This window comes from Pseudomonas sp. B26(2017), from assembly GCF_002113045.1.
Classification (GTDB): Bacteria; Pseudomonadota; Gammaproteobacteria; order Pseudomonadales; family Pseudomonadaceae; genus Aquipseudomonas.
Window position 1 is genome coordinate 46,748 of the sequence record NZ_NEJJ01000022.1, and the last position, 19,664, is coordinate 66,411.

Sequence of the window (19,664 nt, forward strand, 5' to 3'; positions counted from 1 at the left end):
ACAGAAATGTCTTATGCTCAGGCGAAAACAATCACGCAGCGTCCAATGCATCCTTGGGCAAACGCTGATCAATCACCCGATACAACGCACTGCTCTCGGGCCAGTTGCGCATGAAGCGCGCGCGATCCCGGGCATAGGCCGGAGCAAAGCTGCCCGCCGAGCCGTGCTGGCACATCGAATCCAGATCGATCAGCGCCCAGCGATCTTCCTGCCAGAACAGGTTGTGTCCCTTGAAGTCGCCATGGCTGATGCGCTCGGCAATCAACCGCGCAAACAACTGATCCAGCGCCTGCAACTCGGCTTCCGGCGCCTCGCCGCTTTCGACGTACGGCGCAAAGCGCTCGATGATGTCCGGCCCGGCCAGGTATTCGGTGATCAGATACGCCTTGCTGCGCAACCAGAAAAACCGGGTTTCCAGCACCGCCAGCGGTTTGGGCGTGGCGATGCCGAGGAATGCCAGGCGATTGCCTTCGCGCCAGGAATGCCAGGCGCGGCTCGGACGCCAGAAGCGCTTGAGCCAATGGGCAAAATTCTTGATGTTGTAACGCTTGATCACCAGCGTACGCCCGGCAACCTCGACCTTGCCGACACTGGCCGCGCCACCGGTCTTGTACAGATGGCCCTGATCGAGCAGGGCATCGGCCTGCTCCAGCACCGGCAGCATCGCGGGCTCTTCCTCACGGCGAATCGACCGCAGACCAAATGCACCACGCTTGACGCTGAACAGCGTGCATTCACGACCGACCTTGATCAGGTAATCCCTCAAGCGCCAGGCGCGCACCTTGTCGATCTGCTTTTGCAGGGCTTCCAGCGGCAGCGCGTGTTCGCTGTTGCTCAGCAGGTAATACACCAGCAATTCTTCGGTGAACGGCTCGAGCGACTTGGGCAACTGAGCGAAGAACACCCCGAGATTTTCCAGCACTTTCTGCCGGGACAACGGCTGGCCGGCGGTTTCCACACAGATGCCGGCACCATCGATCAGATACAGCTGGCCGCCATGGCGCAACAGATTGTCCAGGTGCAGGTCTTCCTGCCACAGGCCTTTGCCGTGCAATTGACCGATGGCGCCGAGCGCTTCGGCCAGCACCGCCGATTGCTCGTCGGCCAGCACCGGCAAGGACTCGACCTTGTTCCAGGCATCGCCCAGGCTTTCGGCGCCTTCAAGGAACTCGAACAGCAGCCAGCCGCCCTCACCATCCTTCAGCCCATCGGCCAGCAGCAACGGCGTGGTCATGCCCTGAGCGGCGAGCAGTTTCACACCCTCCAGTTCACGCTGAAAGTGCCGCGCAGCCTTGTTGCCGACCAGCAACTTGGCCAGCACCGGACGCCCGCGCCACACACCGGCACCCACATAACGCTGACCCGGCAACACCCGCAGCAGACTGAGCAATTGCAAATCGGCAGCGCCCGCCGCATCGGCCAGCGACACCGTCAGCGGCAGGCTCGGCGTGCGCCCGGCGTTTTTCAAGTCCGACAGCTGCATCAACGGGTCTCCTTGTGACTGCGCCGCGCGGTCAGTCGCATGATCCAGCTGTCGACCAGCGAGCTGTCTGTCGATTGATCGAGATACGCCGCCAGCAGCTCACGCAATTGCGCTTCGCTCCACTCTGGCGCACGACGCTGCAGCGGCTCCAGATCCTTGACCCGGTCACGCATACCGAACCACAGGGGCCGGGTCTTTTCCAGGTCGATCAACTGCGCCTGATAGCCATCGCCTTCGGCGCGCAAGAATATGTGCTTGGGATAGAAGCAGCCGTGCACCTGACGCATACCATGAAGATGACGCGCCAACAGGCCACAAGACTTGAGAATCGCCGATTGCTGCGCGGCATCGAGGTCCGACCAGCGCTTCAACAACGAGTCGAGATCGTCCCAGCCATCCAGCGCGCGGGTCAGCAGGATCGCACGGACCTCGCCATTGACCTTGCGCTCACCGAAGAACGCCGCCTGCAACGCCGGAATACCAAGTTTGTTGTAACGACTGATGTTGCGAAATTCCCGGGCGAACGTCGGCTCGCCGAACGGCGCGTGCAACGTGCGGGTCAGGTAATTGCACTGGCGCTTGAGGTAATAGGCATGCCCTTCCAGCTCCAGACGAAACACGCTGCTCCAGCCGCCACCGTCGGTGTTGGGCTCATCCACGGCCTCGAGCTGCTTGGACCACAGCGCATCGAACGTGCCGAGACCGTGGCGCTCCAGCAGCGCACGGTCTTCAGTGGCCAGAAAATCAGTCATTCGCGTCCCTCGAAAAATCTCACCACGTGGCGAATCCGTTGCTTGTCGGCGGCATTCAGCCGATCACGTCCACGATATTGCAGGTAGAAGCGCAGGCGCTGGGTGTTCGACAGGTGATACTTGGCCACCTTGTCGAGACAGGCCAGATCCTTGGTGATCCGGTACTTGAGCCAGAAACCGCGCCAGAAATCGCCGTTCGGGCAGTCGATCAGATACAACTGCGCCTGATCGTCGATCAGCAGATTGCGCCACTTCAGATCGTTATGGGTGAAGCGGTGGTCGTGCATGACGCGGGTATAACCGGCCAATTGCCGGCTGACGCCGTCAACCCAGGCACGATCCTTGAGCTTGGGATCGTTGCGTTCGGCCAGCGCCGACAGGTCTTCGGTGCGCGGCAGTTCACGGGTGATCATCGCCCCGCGATCGTAAGCCATGCCATTGCGCTCCAGGCCCCACGCCACTACTTCGGCGGTAGGAATGCCCCACTTGGCGAAGCGTTTGAGGTTCTGCCATTCCATCTTCACCCGGGGTTTGCCCAGATAACGCCGCAAGCCTTTGCCGGCGCCGACGTAACGCTTGACGTAATAGTTGACGTCATTGAACTGCACGCGAATGACCTCGGACAATGGATCGCGGGTCAGGCGCTCGCCTTGAAGGGCAAAGACCGCTTCGAGGCTACCGAAATGCTGCGCAAGCTCACTGTACTCAGGCTCCAGATTCCAACCCGCCATCAGAGCGCATCCCCGTAACGTTGCTTGCGCGCGTAGAGCTTGTTGGCCTTGCCTTCGAGCCAGCTCAGCAACGGCGCCTCTTCGGCCAGGATCTGGTGCAGCGGTTGCTGGAAGTAACCTTTGAGGAAACGCAGCTTGTCACGTCGGGTCAGGCCGATGTCCAGCGCGGAAAAGTACAACGCCGCCAGATCCTTGTTGCGCCAGCGCCGGGTGATCGCCGGACGGGTCTGGGCACGGTGCAGGTCGATCACCGAGAGTTTGAAATCTTCGGGAGTCACCGGTTTGTCGGTGTGCAGCAGAAAGTGGCAGATGTAGCAGTCGCGGTGATTGACGCCGGCGCGATGCATCATGCCGGTCATGCGCGCAACCTCGGCGATCAGCGCCCGCTTGAGTTTCGGCTGCGGCGGTTGCTTGACCCAGTCGATGCTGAAGTCTTCAAGGCTGATGGTCGGCGCCAGCTCTTCGGTGACGATGAACGAGTGCTGATCCGCCGGGTTGCTGCCCTTTTCGCCATACGCGACGGCGGTCATGGTCGGCACGCCGACTTCCTGCAAACGCTGGATGGCTTTCCATTCCTGACCCGCGCCGAGCACCGGCAGTTTGGCGGTCAGCAGGTTCTTGAAGATCTCGCCCCAACCGATGCCCCGGTGGATCTTGACGAAAAAGCCATTGCCGTCGACTTCCGTGCGCAACGTCCGGCGGGCTTCCAGCTCGCGGTACACCTCGCCCTGCAAGCCCTCGACTTCCACGAACGCATCGCGGCCAGCCCACAGGCTCTTGAACGGTTCAGCCAGCATCAACTTCATTTAAGCGTGCTCCGCCAGAATCACATCGGCCGCGTGCTGCGGCATGCTGTACAGGTCGGCCGTCTCGGCGAAGGCCAGACCGTTGCGGCTCCAGGCCGCCCGTGCAGCGTCGTCGTTCAACATGTCAGTCAGGTATTGCGTCAGTTGTGCCTGATCGAACGGTTCGTCCAGCACTCGCCCGGCATCGGCCTCGGCGATGTAATGGGCGTAACCGCAGACCGCGCTGACCAGCACCGGCAGCCCGGCGACCAGCGCTTCAAGCAGCACCGTGCCGGTGTTTTCGTTGTACGCCGGGTGGATCAACAAGTCGGCGCCGAGCAGGAAACGCGGAATATCGCTACGGCCCTTGAGGAACGTCACGTTGTCGCCCAGACCCAGTGTTGCACTCTGCATCTGGAACAATTTGGGGTCATCCTGGCCGATTACAAACAGCCGGGTGCGTTTCTTCAGCTCGGCAGGCAGTGCGGCCAGCGCTTTCAGGCTGCGATCGACGCCCTTGGTCTTGAACCCGGAGCCGATCTGCACCAGCAGCAGTTCGTCGTCCTTGAGGTTGAATTCGGCGCGGAAACCGGCGCGAATCTCATCGGCATCCGCCGGACGGCGGCGATCCTGGGCGATGCCCGGCGGCAGCAGGTGGAAGCGTTCCAGCGGCGTGTCGTAATGCTTGATGAACAGCGGTTGCTGCACTTCGGAAATCATCAGCACTTCGGTCTTCGCGTCTTTGGCGAACACCGCGCGCTCGTACTCGGCGAAGTGGCGGTAGCGGCCCCAGCGGCGGTACAGCGAATGGCGCAGGTTCTGCGCCTTGTCTTCGAAGCAGCCGTCGGCGGCGTAGTAGACGTCCAGCCCCGGCATCTTGTTGAAGCCGATCAGGCGATCCACAGGACGCTTGGCCAGGTCCGCTTCCATCCACGCGCTGAGTTTTTCATTGCGCCGATGATTGAAGAACGCCTTGACCGGCGCCACCAGCACTTCGAAGCCGGGCGGCACGTCGCCTTCCCAGATCAGGGTGTAGACGCGGATCTGGTGTCCGCGCTTCTGGCATTCGAGAGCGATGCGCATGAAATCGCGCTGCAAACCGCCGAACGGGAAATATTTGTATAGGACAAAAGCCAATTGCATCAGCGCAGCTCCTCAGCCATCAACAACGTGCTCAGTCGGCTGGCCACACGCTCGGGATTCAGACGCGTGAAGCACAGGGGCCACTCGCGTTTCAGGTCAAACTGACGGGCATCCTGCGCGGTCGGTTGATACGTACATTTCTTTTGCAGGCACGGCGCGCACGGGAAATCGCTGCCGAGATGAATCTGCAGCTTGCCGTAGGCGCCGGTCAGGCCCGGGTTGGTCGGGCCGAACAGCGAAATCGTCGGCACATCCAGTGCCGCGGCCAGATGGCCGAGACCGGTGTCCACCGCAACGCAGGCCTGGGCCCCGGCCAGCACCTTGCCGACCCCGGCCAGGTTCAGCTTCGGCAGCACTTCGGCATGTTTGAAACCGGCGGCGATACGCTCGGCCCGTGCCTTTTCCAGCGGGTTGCCCCACGGCAGCCTGATGCCGACGCCGAGGTAGCCGACCCGTTCGGTCAGCTCGCGCCAGTAGGCTTCCGGCCAGTGTTTGGTGTCCCAGGTGGTGCCGTGGAGGAACACCACGTAAGCATTCTTACGCGGCAACTCGACCAGACGCTCGACGTTGAGGCCGTAATCGCCCAGGCCTTTGGGCAAGTCGTAACCCAAGGCGATAGCGAACAACTGACGCACGCGCTCGACGGCGTGCTGACCACGGGCCACCGCCAGTTTGCGGTCATAAAAACGCGCGGCGATCGGCTCGCGGGCCGAGCCCTTGTCGAGACCGGCCACCGGGGCTTTGACATAGCGGGTCAGCCAGGCGCTTTTCAGCAGGCCCTGAGCGTCGATCACCAAGTCATATTTGTTCGCCCGAACGGACTGCTTGAAGCGTTTCCACTCACCGCTCTTGATGGTTTGCCAGATGTTTTTGCGCCAGCGACGGATCGCCACCGGAATCACTTTGCCTACGGCCGGGTGCCAGGTCGGAATCTCGGCGAAACCTTCTTCCACCACCCAGTCGAACTTGATCCCGGGAATGGCCCGGGCGGCATCGGTCAGCGCCGGCAACGCGTGAATCACGTCACCCAGCGATGAAGTCTTGATCAGCAATACCCGCAAGTTAATGAACCTCGACCACAGAGCCCTGCAAACGCTGCAAGGCATCGTTGACCGCGTCCGGCATCAGCTGGCGCAGGCAGTTGTAATGGCCGAAGCGGCAGGTGCGGTCGAAGCAAGGGCTGCAATCGAGGCCCAGACGGACGATTTCCACGTGCTCGGCCAACGGCGGGGTGAAACCCGGCGAGGTCGACCCGTAGACCGCCACCAAAGGACGATTCAGCGCAGCGGCCACGTGCATCAGGCCGGAGTCGTTGGAGACGACTGAGTCGGCGCAGGACATCAGGTCGATGGCCTCGGCCAGCGAAGTGCCGCCGCTGAGGTTCACGGACTCTTCGCGCAAGCCCGGAATCAACCGCGCGCGGATGTCTTCGCCCACGGCGTGATCGTTCTTCGAGCCGAACAGCCAGACCTGCCAGCCTTCGCGAATCCGCGCCTCGGCGACCTTGGCGTAATGCTCGGACGGCCAGCGTTTGGCTTCACCGAATTCGGCGCCGGGGCACAACACCAGCACCGGGCGGTCGAGGGTCAGACCGAACTTGGCCAATGCAGCCTCGCGGGTCACCGGATCGATTTGCAGACTCGGACGCGGATAGGGTTTCGGCAGTTCGGCATTCGGTTCAAAGGCCAGCGCCATGAAACGCTCGATCATCAGCGGATAACGTTCTTTATCCAGCGTGCGCACGTCATTGAGCAGGCCGTAGCGGAATTCGCCGCGCCAGCCGGTGCGTTTCGGGATGCCGGCGAAGAACGGCACCAGCGCCGACTTCAGCGAGTTCGGCAGCAGGATCGCCTGGTCGTACTGGCCTGCCAGGGATTTGCCAATCCGCCGACGGGTCGCCAGCTCCAGCGCGCCGTGGCCGAGCGGGAAGCTCAAGGCCTTGCGCACTTCGGGCATGCGTTCGAGGATCGGCCGGCTCCACTCGGGGGCCAGCACGTCGATTTCGCACTGCGGGTGGCGCTGCTTGAGACACTGAAACAGTGTCTGCGCCATCACCATGTCACCGACCCAACTGGGCCCAACGATCAGAATATTCATGTGGTTTCCATAAACGAACCGGGGAGGCTTTACGCCTCCCCGTCTCGAGAATCAGCTTAGCCCCAGCTCTCGCCAGATCCGCATCACCTGCCGCCGTTCGTCCGCGAACTGATCGCCCGGTATCACCCCGGCGTCCTTCTGCAAGGCCTGCCGGTGGGCGGCGGAACGATAGGCCTTGTAGGCCTCGCGCAACAGGCTGGCGTCTTCGGCAGCCATCAGCCCCTCGTGCTCCAGCTCTTCCAGAATGCGGATATTGTCCGTCCAGCGCAGCAACGGCGGGTGGGTCTGCGACCACGCCAGGGCCGCGTATTGCACCATAAATTCAATATCGACGATACCTCCGGCGTCCTGCTTGAGGTCGAACGGCGCCGTGGCCTCGAAGGCATTCGCCCCGGTGCCGGCGGCGGTGCTCTTGCTGCCGAGGTTGTCGCGCATCTTGGCACGCATCTCGCTCACTTCCTGTTGCAGCTTCGTCAGATCCCGCGCCTTGCCCAGCACCTGGGCCCGGACGTTCTCGAAGGCCTGCCCGACATCCTTGCTGCCCACCAGCACCCGCGCCCGCACCAGGGCCTGATGCTCCCAGGTCCAGGCTTCATTTTCCTGATAGCGCGCAAACGCGCCGAGCGAACTGACCAGCAGCCCCGACGCCCCGGAAGGACGCAGACGCATGTCCACTTCGTACAACTGACCGGAGTTGGTCTGCGCCGTCAGCAGGTGGATGATCCGCTGGCCGAGCCGGGTGAAGAACTGCGTGCCATCGATGGGCTTCGGCCCATCGGTTTCGGCCTGCTGGTCGCCATCGTGGATGAACACCAGATCCAGATCCGAACCATGCCCCAACTCGATCCCGCCGACTTTCCCATAACCGACAATGATGAAGCCGGGATCGCACAGCGTGCCATCGGTGCGCAGTGGCGTGCCGTACTTGGCCACGGTCTGGCGCCAAGCCAGGGCCAGCACTTGCTCCAGAATCGCCTCGGCCAGCCAGGTCAGGTAATCGCTGACTTTCATCAACGGCAAACTGCCGGCGATTTCCGAGGCGGCGACGCGCAAGCGGTGCGCCAGCTTGAAATGACGCAGGGCTTCCATCTGTTGTTCGAGGTCGTCTTCCGGGATCCGGGTCAGGCGCTCACGCAACTCGGCGGCCAGTTCCGGCGCCAGCGGCGGTTTGAACAGGCGACCTTCGTTGAGCAGTTCATCGAGCAACAGCGGGAAACGGGTGATCTGCTCGGCGATCCACGGGCTCGCGGCACATAGCGTCAGCAAGCGACGCAGCGCACCGGGGTTTTCCGTCAGCAAGACCAAATAAGCCGAGCGCCGGGCCACGGCCTCGACCAGCGGCAGAACGCGCTCCAGCACCAGATCGGGACTTTCGTGTTCCACCGCCTGAGCCAGCAGGCGCGGAATAAAGGCATCGAGACGCTCGCGCCCCAGACGTTGCATCGCCCGCAACTGCGGGCTGGCACGCAGGCTCGCCAATGCTTTCAAGGCCTTGGTTGCGTCGGCGAAACCGCCCTCTTCCAGCTGGCGACGGGCCGCCTCTTCGTCCTGAGCCTCTTCCCACAGCGGCAGCCATTCACCGCCGACCACCACTTCGCTCTCGGCACCTTCGTCCTCATCGGGATCGGCGATCACTTGCGCGAAGTGCCAGGCCACGCGGCCGCGCCAGAACATCAGTTTCTCGTGGAACGCCTCCCAGTCGGCGAACCCGAGCATGAACGCGATACGCGCCTGATCCTGAGCGCTGTCCGGCAGCATCTGGGTCTGACGGTCGGCAATCGCCTGGATCGCGTGTTCGGTGTAACGCAGGAATTCGTAACCTTCGCGCAGTTCGCTGATGACCGCCGGCGGCAGATAGCCCTGCCCTTCGAGCGTGCCCAACACCTTTAATAGAGGGCGCTGTTGCAGACTCAGGTCGCGTCCGCCGTGAATCAGTTGAAAGGCCTGGGCGATGAACTCGACCTCACGGATACCGCCGGAGCCAAGCTTGATGTTGTCGGCCATGCCCTTGCGCCGCACTTCCTGCTGGATCAACTGCTTCATGGTGCGCAGCGCTTCGATCGCCGAGAAGTCCAGATAGCGACGGTAAACGAACGGCCGCAGCATCTCCTGCAACTGCTCACCCGCCACCTGATCGCCAGCCACCACCCGCGACTTGATCATCGCGTAGCGTTCCCAGTCGCGGCCTTGGTCCTGGTAATACTGCTCCAGTGCATTGAAGCTCAGCACCAGCGCGCCGGACGAGCCGTACGGGCGCAGGCGCATGTCGACGCGGAACACGAAACCGTCGACGGTGATCGGGTCGAGAGCCTTGATCAGGCGCTGGCCGAGACGGATGAAAAACTCCTGATTATCCAGCGGGCGCTTGACGCCGACGGTTTCGCCGCCTTCGGGGTAGGCGAAGATCAGGTCGATGTCCGAAGACAGGTTCAGCTCGACCGCGCCAAGCTTGCCCATGCCGAGGATGACCATCTGCTGCGGTTCGCCGCTGCGCCGGCCGGTCGGCGTGCCGAACTGGTCGCAATGGCGGCGGTACAACCATTGATAGGCTTGATCGATGCTGGCGTCGGCCATGTCCGAGAGGTCGCGGCAGGTCTGCACCAGATCGGCCTGGCGATTGAGGTCGCGCCAGATGATCCGCACCTGATGCTGGGTGCGCTGACGGCGCAGGACGCGGCCCAGTTCATCTTCGGTCTGTGCGCTGCTGACCGCAGCCGCAATCTGCCCGCACAACTCACCGGGGGCGAACGGCCGGTCCAGCTCGCCGGACTGCACCAGCGACAACAACATCAAAGGGTCACGAACGCACTGTTCAATGACAAAATCGCTGGCGGCGCTGACGCGGGCGAACTGCGCCCAGCGTTCCGGCGTCCAGGTGGAGAAGCCAAGATCATCTTCAAGTCCGGCGACGGCCGCACGGAACGACTGCTCCGATCGGCTGACCAACGGCAGGAGAATGGCGGGCAGTTCGGCAAGCGCGGGCAGGGTCATGGTCTATCCTTGATCGGCGTGTAAATGGCCGCTTGTAGTGATAATTGAAAAACCGCTACGCGAAGGACTGTCGAACAAAAGTGAGAAATAGCTGAAATTTCTTTTTCTTTGGCAGCCAACATCAAACTTTCACCTTTTTCGGATGGCTAAAGACCAACCTTAACGATTATTCTCACAACGCAGTCGGAGGCCACAAGCCTTTCATCTGTAGTTTTACTACTCGTCTATACATTCGAAAGGCTGAAATGCCGGATGATTTGTAGTAAAACTACACGCCGCCGGAACAACCTGTCGGCAATCCAAGAATTTTAAATCGTCTGCCCACAAGGCCAGTCGCAAACTCAGGCAACCGATTCTGGAAGCCTTTCCGCCCTGGAGCAAGCCATGCAAGACCTCGATCCCGTCGAAACCCAGGAATGGCTGGACGCCCTGGAATCGGTTCTCGACAAAGAAGGCGAAGACCGTGCTCACTATCTGATGACCCGTATGGGTGAACTGGCGACCCGCAGCGGTTCGCAGCTCCCTTACGCCATCACCACGCCTTACCGCAACACGATCCCCGTTACCCACGAAGCACGCATGCCTGGCGACCTGTTCATGGAACGCCGCATTCGCTCGCTGGTACGCTGGAACGCGATGGCCATGGTAATGCGTACGAACCTGAAAGATTCTGACCTGGGTGGTCACATCTCCAGCTTCGCTTCCAGTGCGACCCTGTACGACATCGGCTTCAACTACTTCTTCCAGGCCCCGACCGATGAACACGGCGGCGACCTGATCTACTTCCAGGGCCATACCTCGCCAGGCGTTTACGCCCGTGCGTTCATGGAAGGCCGCATCACCGAAGACCAGATGAACAACTTCCGCCAGGAAGTCGACGGTCAGGGCCTGTCGTCCTACCCGCACCCTTGGCTGATGCCTGACTTCTGGCAGTTCCCGACCGTTTCGATGGGTCTGGGCCCGATCCAGGCGATCTACCAGGCTCGCTTCATGAAGTACCTGGAACACCGCGGTTTCATCCAGCCGGGCAAACAGAAAGTCTGGTGCTTCCTGGGCGACGGCGAGTGCGACGAGCCGGAATCCCTGGGCGCCATCTCCCTGGCCGGCCGCGAGAAGCTGGACAACCTGATCTTCGTCATCAACTGCAACCTGCAGCGCCTCGACGGCCCGGTTCGCGGCAACGGCAAGATCATCCAGGAACTCGAAGGCGTGTTCCGCGGTGCTCAGTGGAACGTCAACAAAGTCATCTGGGGCCGTTTCTGGGACCCACTGCTGGCCAAGGACGTCGACGGCATCCTGCAACGTCGCATGGACGAAGTCATCGACGGCGAGTACCAGAACTACAAGGCCAAAGACGGCGCGTTCGTTCGCGAGCACTTCTTCAACACGCCTGAACTCAAGGCGATGGTTGCCGACCTGTCCGACGACGAGATCTGGAAACTCAACCGTGGCGGCCACGACCCGTACAAGGTCTACGCGGCGTACCACCAGGCGGTCAACCACAAGGACCAGCCTACCGTCATTCTGGCCAAGACCATCAAGGGTTATGGCACCGGTGCCGGCGAAGCGAAAAACACCGCGCACAACACCAAGAAAGTCGACGTCGAAAGCCTGAAACACTTCCGTGACCGTTTCGACATCCCGGTCAAGGATGCCGACCTGGAACACCTGCCGTTCTTCAAGCCGGAAGAAGGCAGCGCCGAAGCCCGTTATCTGGCCGAGCGTCGTGCCGCACTGGGCGGTTTCGTTCCGCAGCGTCGTGCGCAGAGCTTCAGCGTGCCGACTCCGGACCTGGACACCCTCAAGGCAATCCTCGACGGTTCCGGCGACCGCGAAATTTCCACCACCATGGCCTTCGTGCGGATCCTCGCGCAGCTGGTCAAGGACAAGGAAATCGGCCCGCGCATCGTTCCGATCATCCCGGACGAAGCCCGTACCTTCGGCATGGAAGGCATGTTCCGTCAGCTGGGCATCTACTCGTCCGTCGGCCAGCTCTACGAGCCAGTCGATAAAGACCAGGTGATGTTCTACAAGGAAGACCAGAAAGGTCAGATCCTTGAAGAAGGCATCAACGAAGCGGGCGCCATGAGCTCCTTCATCGCTGCCGGTACTTCGTACTCCAGCCACAACCAGCCAATGCTGCCGTTCTACATCTTCTACTCGATGTTCGGTTTCCAGCGTATCGGCGACCTGGCCTGGGCTGCCGGCGACAGCCGCACCCGTGGCTTCCTGATCGGCGGCACCGCCGGCCGCACCACCCTGAACGGTGAAGGCTTGCAGCACGAAGACGGTCACAGCCACCTGCTGGCTGCCACCATCCCGAACTGCCGCACCTACGATCCGACCTACGGCTACGAGCTGGCGGTGATCATTCAGGACGGCATGAAGAAGATGACCGAAGAGCAACAGGACATCTTCTATTACATCACCGTGATGAACGAGTCGTACCAGCAGCCAGCCATGCCGGCCGGTGCCGAAGAAGGCATCAAGAAAGGCATGTACCTGCTCGAAGAAGACACCCGCGACGCGGCGCACCACGTACAGCTGATGGGCTCCGGTACCATCCTGCGTGAAGTCCGTGAAGCGGCGAAGATCCTGCGTGAAGAGTTCAACATCGGTGCCGACGTGTGGAGCGTTACCAGCTTCAACGAACTGCGTCGCGACGGCCTGGCCGTAGAGCGCAGCAACCGTCTGAAACCAGGCCAGAAGCCTAAGCGCAGCTACGTCGAAGAGTGCCTGAGCGGCCGTAAAGGTCCGGTCATCGCCTCTACCGACTACATGAAACTGTTCGCCGAGCAGATCCGCCAGTGGGTACCGTCCAAGGAATTCAAAGTCCTGGGCACCGACGGTTTCGGCCGCAGCGACAGCCGCAAGAAACTGCGTCATTTCTTCGAAGTCGACCGTCATTTCGTGGTGTTGGCAGCCCTGGAAGCACTGGCTGACCGTGGTGATATCGAACCTAAAGTCGTGGCCGAGGCCATTACCAAGTTCGGTATCGACCCGGAAAAACGCAACCCACTGGACTGCTGAGGAGAAACTCTGTGAGCGAACTCATTCGCGTACCTGACATCGGCAGCGGTGAAGGTGAAGTAATCGAACTGTTTGTGAAGGTCGGCGACCGTATCGAAGCCGACCAGAGCATCCTGACTCTGGAATCGGACAAGGCCAGCATGGAAGTGCCGGCCCCGAAGGCCGGTGTCATCAAGAGCCTGAAAGTGAAGCTGGGGGATCGCCTGAAAGAAGGCGACGAACTGCTGGAACTGGAAGTCGAGGGCGCCGCGCAAGCGGCCCCTGCTCCGGCTGCCGCGCCTGCTGCCAAGGCTGAAGCTGCACCGGCTGCCGCGCCTGCTGCTGCCGCGCCAGCCGCTGCCCCCGCTGCCGCTTCGGTTCAACAAGTGCACGTGCCGGACATCGGCTCGTCGGGCAAGGCCCAGATCATCGAGATCCAGGTCAAGGTCGGCGACAAGGTCGAGGCTGATCAGTCGCTGATCACCCTGGAATCCGACAAGGCCAGCATGGAAATCCCGTCGCCTGCCGCTGGCGTGGTCAAGGCCATCAGCGTCAAGTTGAACGACGAAGTCGGCACTGGCGACCTGATTCTGGATCTGGAAGTGGCGGGTGCTGCGGCCCCTGCTGCCGCCGCTCCGGCCCAGGCTGCTGCTCCAGCCGCTGCCGCAGCGCCGGCGCCTGCCGCCGCGCCAGCCGCACCGGTTGCCGACAGCGTTCAGGACATCCACGTTCCGGACATCGGTTCGGCCGGCAAGGCCAAGATCATCGAAGTATTGGTCAAGGCTGGCGACAGCGTTGAAGCCGATCAGTCGCTGATCACCCTGGAATCCGACAAGGCGAGCATGGAAATCCCGTCGCCTGCCGCTGGCGTGGTGGAAAGCGTTTCCATCAAGCTGGACGACGAAGTCGGCACCGGCGATCTGATCCTCAAGCTGAAAGTCAAAGGCGCCGCTCCGGCTGCTGCCCCGGCTCCAGCTGCCGCCGCTGCTCCGAGCGCTCCGGCGCCAGCCGCTGCTGCTCCGGCTGCCGCTGCACCTGCTGCCGCCGCTCCGGTTGCTGCTCCAGCCAAGCCGGGTGCGAAAGTTCACGCCGGCCCTGCCGTGCGTCAACTGGCTCGCGAATTCGGCGTCGAGCTGAGCGCTGTCGGCGCCAGCGGTCCGCACGGTCGCATCCTGAAAGAAGACGTTCAGACATACGTCAAAGCCATGATGCAGAAGGCCAAGGAAGCACCGGCCGCTGCCGCTGGCGCAACCGGTGGCGCGGGCATCCCGCCGATTCCGGCCGTCGACTTCAGCCGTTTCGGCGAAATCGAAGAAGTGCCGATGACCCGCCTGATGCAGGTCGGCGCTGCCAACCTGCACCGCAGCTGGCTGAACGTGCCGCACGTGACGCAATTCGACTCGGCGGATATCACCGAGCTGGAAGCGTTCCGCACCGCACAGAAAGCTGTCGCAGAGAAGGCCGGCGTCAAGCTGACCATCCTGCCGCTGCTGCTCAAGTCCTGCGCCCACCTGCTCAAGGAACTGCCGGACTTCAACAGCTCGCTGGCCCCAAGCGGCAAGGCGATCATCCGCAAGAAATACGTGAACATCGGCTTCGCCGTCGACACCCCGGATGGCCTGCTGGTACCGGTCATCAAGAACGTCGACCAGAAGAGCCTGCTGCAACTGGCCGCCGAGGCCGCTTCCCTGGCTGAGAAAGCCCGGACCAAGAAGCTCTCCTCGGACGAGATGCAAGGCGCCTGCTTCACCATTTCCAGCCTCGGCCACATTGGCGGCACCGGCTTCACGCCGATCGTCAACGCGCCGGAAGTGGCGATCCTCGGTGTTTCCAAGGCAACCATCCAGCCAGTCTGGGACGGCAAAGCCTTCCAGCCGAAACTGATGCTGCCACTGTCGCTGTCCTACGATCACCGTGTGATCAACGGCGCCGCTGCTGCACGCTTCACCAAGCGTCTGAGCGACCTGCTGGCGGACATCCGCACCATCCTGCTGTAAAGCGCTCGGCCCTCCGGCAACGGAGGGCCGACCGTGTCCCACGTTTTCGAGCGCCACACGCTCGTACCTCAACCCCGTCAGTTTGGCGGGGCTTTTTTTGCCTGAAATAACTTCCGCCCGAACTTTTCCCACAACTCGTGCTGATATAAGCCACACCTCAAGTCCACTTCCTGTTGATATTTTTCAGCAACAGGCAACTAACCTTGGCGTATTAAAGTTGCACCAATAAAACGGGGCAACTTTGTTCATCACCAACTTCTATTCGAATGGATTCGAACATGCTGAAACCTACTGTCGGCCCGATCATTGGCCACACAACAACTCATCAGGCGCGAATCTTTATTCGCGGCGGACTGCAACATAACACGGCCGTATTTGCCGGCATTCGTTACCGGCCATTGGATTCCAAACAATGGCAAACGGGCCGGTTTGTAAAGCTTGATTCAACTCGCGACATGACTGAGGTGCTGGTACTCGATCATTTGCAAGCCGACACCGAATATGAATACCAGACCGGCTGGTTCAGCCCGATGAGCCCCGTCCACACCGTCCACAGTGTGGCGGAGCTGCCGCTGCAATGGCCACGGGAAACGTATCGCCTGCGCACCCGCAGCCATCAGCCGTTACAGCCGCGTGCCTACATCCTTGGTTCCTGTCGCTACCTGCGCATGACCTCCGGCATCCCTGTCCTCCCGCATCTGGGCGACCGGATCTTCGCGTCCATCAGCCAATTGATCGAGGGAGCACAACCGGCAGTCAGCGCAATCATGATGTGTGGCGATCAGATCTACGCCGATGATTTGAACCTGCTCGCTCCTGACCGCGACTATGACGAGATCATTGCAAAGTATCGTGCGGCGTTTTCCCTGCCCAATATTCGACGACTGATGTCGGAGACTTCGACTTACATGATTCTTGATGATCATGAAATAGAAGATAACTGGCCCATGAACGCCAACACGTCCGACGAAACTCTCTATCGCAATGCAATGGCGGCTTACGATATTTATCAAGCCAGCCATAGCCCGATCTGTTCAACAACAACTAACGGCACTATCGATCGAACTTCTCTGACGCACTACTGGTATCAATTCAGTGACGGCGATATCGAATGGTTTGTAACGGACAGCCGAACTCGCCGCAACTTGTCGAACGACAACCGCCGCATCCTCGATGAAGAACAGGAACAGGCCTTGTGCAAGTGGCTGGTCGACAGCCCGGCGCGGGTCAAGTTCGTGGTCACCAGCGTCATGTTCTACCCCGACCGCAAACTGAACGGCAAAGATGCCTGGGCGGGCTTCCCCGAACAGCGCCTGCGCCTGCTGGAGACCATCCGCAAGCATCGGCTCAAAAACGTTGTGTTCATTTCCGGCGATGTGCATGGTTCGCTGACCAGTCGCCTGAGCCACAGCGAAGACCCGGACTTTGAAGTACACACCGTCGTTTCCTCGCCGCTGAGCAACAGCAAACTGCTGCCCTACGCCACCGCCGCGACCTTCAGGCTCGACTCGCCACTGGCACAGACCGAGTCAGGCGAATACCGGCACGCGCTGACCAGTCAGGTCATCAGCCAGGACAACTTCGCGCACATGGTGGTCGAGGCCGGGCGGATCCAGGTCAACTACCACGACCGCGATGGCAGGCCTCTGCAATCGATCGATATTCCGTTGCGGTGAATCCAGCGGCAACGACCGTTCCGGATGCCAGAAGGCTCTGGAACGGGCATCACCACGCTTGAAAGCATTAGTTTCCGGCAAGCGCTGGAGAAATGTTCACTGCAGCCGACATATTCTTATAGCACTTGGCCTTCATGTCTCTTGTCAGTCAGTGCCGCAATGATGCAACCTTGCCGCAGGCAACAGTAAAGAGGGCGAGAGCCCGGCGCGTTCAGCAAATTTCCAAGCGAGTTCCCTTCATGAAGAGCCAACCCGATGCCGCCAGCCGTATGGTGGCCGAGGTAGTGACGCAGTTGCCTGTGCCCTCGCGGCTCGGCATGCTGCGTTTCGAGCGCTTGAATGAAGCCAGCTGGGCGATGCTGTTTCTCGATCCCAACTGCGAACGTCAGTTCGGCCAGCCCGCCGTCGAACTCTGCGCCCTGGTCGGCTCGCCCTACGCCAGCCTGATGGAGCCCGAAGCGCGCTATCAGCTGCATGACACGATCCAGCAGCAACTCGGCCAAAGTCCGCATTATCTGGTGCGCTACACCCTGCACACCGCCGCCGGCGCCCTGAGCATTCTTGAACTCGGTGAGGCCTACAAACAGCACAACCGTCACTTGCTGCGCGGTTACCTGCTGGCGGTCGACAACGTGTTCGACGAAGCACCAGCGCTGCCGTCCGTCGACCTGGAAACCCAGAACTCGCGCCTGCAAATCGCCCTTGAGCTCAACCAGCGTGCCCAGCAGGAGCAACTGCAGCATCTGGAGCGGGTGCGCGCCCAGCAGGATCTGATCCTGTTGCTGGCCCGCCAGCGCTACAGCAGCCAGAATTCCCTGCAAGAAGCCGCCGAACTGATCACACGCTGCGCCTGCGACATCTATGAAATCGACTGCGCCAGCCTGTGGAATCTGGAAGGCCAGAAACTGGTGCCGATCTCGGCCTACCACCGCGCCACTCAGGAATACATTCTGCCGGAGGCCATCGACGTCAGCGGCTTCCCCGATTACATGGAAGCGCTGCACAGCAGTCGCGCCATCGACGCGAACAACGCGATGCGCGACCCGCGCACCCGGGAGATGGCCGAGGCCCTGCGCCCCCGTGACGTCAACGCCATGCTCGACGCCAGCATCCGCGTCGACGGCCAGGTGGTCGGCGTGCTGTGCCTGGAGCAGACCGGCGTCACCCGCGCCTGGCAGTCCGACGAAATCGCCTTCGCCGGTGAACTGGCCGACCAGTTCGCCCAGGTCATCAACAATCACAACCGCCGCACCGCCACCAGCGCCCTGCACTTGTTCCAGCGCGCGGTCGAGCAAAGCGCCAACGCCTTTTTGCTGGTCAATTGCGACGGCGTGGTCGAGTACGTCAACCCGAGCTTCACCGCGATCACCCAGTACACCACCGAGGAAGTCCACGGCCAGCGCCTGGCGGAGCTGCCGGCCCTGGAAAACCTCAGCGAACTGTTGTTCGACGCGCCCTCGGCGCTGGCCAAGAGCAACAGCTGGCAGGGCGAATTCAAGAGCCGCCGGAAAAACCTCGAACCCTACTGGGGCCAGTTATCGATCTCCAAGGTGTACGGCGACAACCGTGAGCTGACGCATTACATCGGCATCTACGAAGACATCACCCAGTCTAAACTGGCGCAACAGCGCATCGAACGTCTGGCGTATACCGATAACCTGACCAACCTCGGTAACCGGCCTGCATTTATCCGCAACCTGGATGAACGCTTCGCCCGGGACAGCGATACCCCGATCAGCCTGCTGCTGGTGGACATCGACAACTTCAAGCGGATCAACGATAGCCTCGGTCACCAGACCGGCGACAAACTGTTGATCAGCCTGGCCCGGCGCCTGCGCAACAGCCTGAGTTCCAGCGGCAGCCTGGCGCGGTTCGCCAGTAATGAATTCGCGGTGTTGCTCGACGACACGGACCTGGAGACCGGCCAACAGATCGCCAGCCAGCTGCTGATGACCCTCGACAAACCGATGTTCGTCGACAACCAGCTCATCAGCGTCACCGGCTCCGTTGGCCTGGCCTGCGCGCCGCTGCACGGCCGCGACCCGCAGACCCTGATGCGCAACGCCGGCCTCGCCCTGCACAAGGCCAAGGCCAACGGCAAACATCAGGTGCAGGTGTTCACCGAAGCGCTGAACGCCGAAGCCAGTTACAAACTGTTCGTCGAGAACAACCTGCGCCGCGCCCTGACCCAGAACGAGCTGGACGTGTTCTATCAACCCAAGCTGTGCCTGCGCAGCGGTCGGTTGCTGGGCATGGAAGCGCTGCTGCGCTGGAATCACCCGGAACGCGGCATGATCCGCCCGGACCAGTTCATCAGCGTCGCCGAGGAAACCGGCCTGATCATTCCGATCGGCAAATGGATCGCCCGCCAGGCCTGCCGCATGAGCAAAGCGCTGACCGCCGCCGGCATGGGCAAACTGCAAGTGGCGATCAACCTGTCGCCCAAGCAGTTCTCCGACCCGGATCTGGTGGCCTCGATCGCCAACATCCTCAAGGAAGAAGCCCTGCCGGCCAATCTGCTGGAGCTGGAACTGACCGAAGGCCTGCTGCTGGAGGCCACCGAAGACACTCACCTGCAGCTCGATCAGCTCAAGCGCCTGGGCCTGACCCTGGCGATGGATGACTTCGGCACCGGCTACTCGTCGCTCAGCTACCTGAAAAAATTCCCGATCGACATCATCAAGATCGATCGCAGCTTCATCCATGAAATCCCGGACAACCAGGACGACATGGAAATCACCTCCGCCGTGATCGCCATGGCCCACAACCTGAAGCTCAAGGTCGTGGCCGAAGGCATCGAGACCGCCGAACAACTGGCGTTCCTGCGTCGCCACCGCTGCGACGTCGGCCAGGGCTACCTGTTCGACCGGCCGATTCCGGGCGGCGAGCTGATCCAGGCGCTCAAGCGCTATCCGCGCGGCCCGCTCTGCCTCTAAATCCCATAATCCCCCCAACCCTGTGGGAGCGAGCTTGCTCGCGAAAGCGGTGGGTCAGTCACTG

13 protein-coding genes are annotated in these 19,664 nt (G+C 61.5%); 4 read left to right on the forward strand and 9 right to left on the reverse strand.

Annotated elements, in window-relative coordinates; translation table 11 throughout:
- Positions 1-31: 31 nt before the first annotated feature.
- From CAF79_RS26580 to CAF79_RS29580, 9 genes are read right to left on the reverse strand one after another with little or no spacing between them, the layout of a single operon-like run.
- Positions 32-1,483, reverse strand: coding sequence for a lipopolysaccharide kinase InaA family protein (locus CAF79_RS26580; protein WP_085701061.1), 1,452 nt, complete (start codon positions 1,481-1,483; stop codon positions 32-34).
- Positions 1,483-2,235, reverse strand: coding sequence for a lipopolysaccharide kinase InaA family protein (locus CAF79_RS26585; RefSeq protein ID WP_085701062.1), 753 nt, complete (start codon positions 2,233-2,235; stop codon positions 1,483-1,485). The genes CAF79_RS26580 and CAF79_RS26585 overlap by 1 nt, the downstream gene beginning before the upstream one ends.
- A complete protein-coding gene (locus tag CAF79_RS26590; protein WP_085701063.1) occupies positions 2,232-2,966 on the reverse strand; it encodes a lipopolysaccharide kinase InaA family protein in 735 nt (244 codons plus the stop codon). The genes CAF79_RS26585 and CAF79_RS26590 overlap by 4 nt, the downstream gene beginning before the upstream one ends.
- Complete coding sequence (rfaP, locus tag CAF79_RS26595; RefSeq protein ID WP_085701064.1) at positions 2,966-3,772, reverse strand: lipopolysaccharide core heptose(I) kinase RfaP; 807 nt, start codon at positions 3,770-3,772, stop codon at positions 2,966-2,968. Before rfaP ends, CAF79_RS26590 begins: the two co-directional genes overlap by 1 nt.
- Positions 3,773-4,894, reverse strand: coding sequence for a glycosyltransferase family 4 protein (locus CAF79_RS26600; RefSeq protein WP_085701065.1), 1,122 nt, complete (start codon positions 4,892-4,894; stop codon positions 3,773-3,775).
- Entirely contained in the window at positions 4,894-5,955 is a 1,062-nt protein-coding gene (waaC, locus tag CAF79_RS26605; RefSeq protein WP_085701066.1) for a lipopolysaccharide heptosyltransferase I, read from the reverse strand. The genes CAF79_RS26600 and waaC overlap by 1 nt, the downstream gene beginning before the upstream one ends.
- A 1-nt stretch (position 5,956) precedes the next feature.
- Positions 5,957-6,991, reverse strand: coding sequence for a lipopolysaccharide heptosyltransferase II (gene waaF, locus CAF79_RS26610; RefSeq protein ID WP_011332131.1), 1,035 nt, complete (start codon positions 6,989-6,991; stop codon positions 5,957-5,959).
- Positions 6,992-7,042: 51 nt separating this feature from the next.
- Positions 7,043-9,982 carry a bifunctional [glutamate--ammonia ligase]-adenylyl-L-tyrosine phosphorylase/[glutamate--ammonia-ligase] adenylyltransferase gene (glnE, locus tag CAF79_RS26615; protein WP_085701067.1) on the reverse strand — a complete coding sequence of 980 codons (2,940 nt, stop codon included), beginning with the start codon at positions 9,980-9,982 and terminating at the stop codon, positions 7,043-7,045.
- Positions 9,979-10,104: a hypothetical protein gene (locus CAF79_RS29580; RefSeq protein WP_256579510.1), complete on the reverse strand. Its 126-nt coding sequence runs from the start codon at positions 10,102-10,104 to the stop codon at positions 9,979-9,981. The genes glnE and CAF79_RS29580 overlap by 4 nt, the downstream gene beginning before the upstream one ends.
- Before the next feature lie 262 nt (positions 10,105-10,366).
- On the opposite strand from CAF79_RS29580, the gene aceE reads away from it, so the two are divergent.
- The 4 genes from aceE (at position 10,367) to CAF79_RS26635 (ending at position 19,600) form a co-directional block, all read left to right on the forward strand.
- Positions 10,367-13,012, forward strand: a complete 2,646-nt coding sequence (aceE, locus tag CAF79_RS26620; protein WP_085701068.1) for a pyruvate dehydrogenase (acetyl-transferring), homodimeric type — start codon at positions 10,367-10,369, stop codon at positions 13,010-13,012.
- An 11-nt stretch (positions 13,013-13,023) separates the two neighbouring features.
- The gene (aceF, locus tag CAF79_RS26625) at positions 13,024-14,988 is read left to right on the forward strand and encodes a dihydrolipoyllysine-residue acetyltransferase (RefSeq protein ID WP_085701069.1); all 1,965 of its coding nucleotides are present in this window, start codon (positions 13,024-13,026) and stop codon (positions 14,986-14,988) included.
- A 278-nt stretch (positions 14,989-15,266) separates the two neighbouring features.
- Positions 15,267-16,664, forward strand: coding sequence for an alkaline phosphatase D family protein (locus CAF79_RS26630; RefSeq protein WP_085701070.1), 1,398 nt, complete (start codon positions 15,267-15,269; stop codon positions 16,662-16,664).
- Between the two features lie 239 nt (positions 16,665-16,903).
- Positions 16,904-19,600, forward strand: coding sequence for a bifunctional diguanylate cyclase/phosphodiesterase (locus tag CAF79_RS26635; protein WP_085701071.1), 2,697 nt, complete (start codon positions 16,904-16,906; stop codon positions 19,598-19,600).
- The last annotated feature ends 64 nt before the right edge of the window (positions 19,601-19,664 follow it).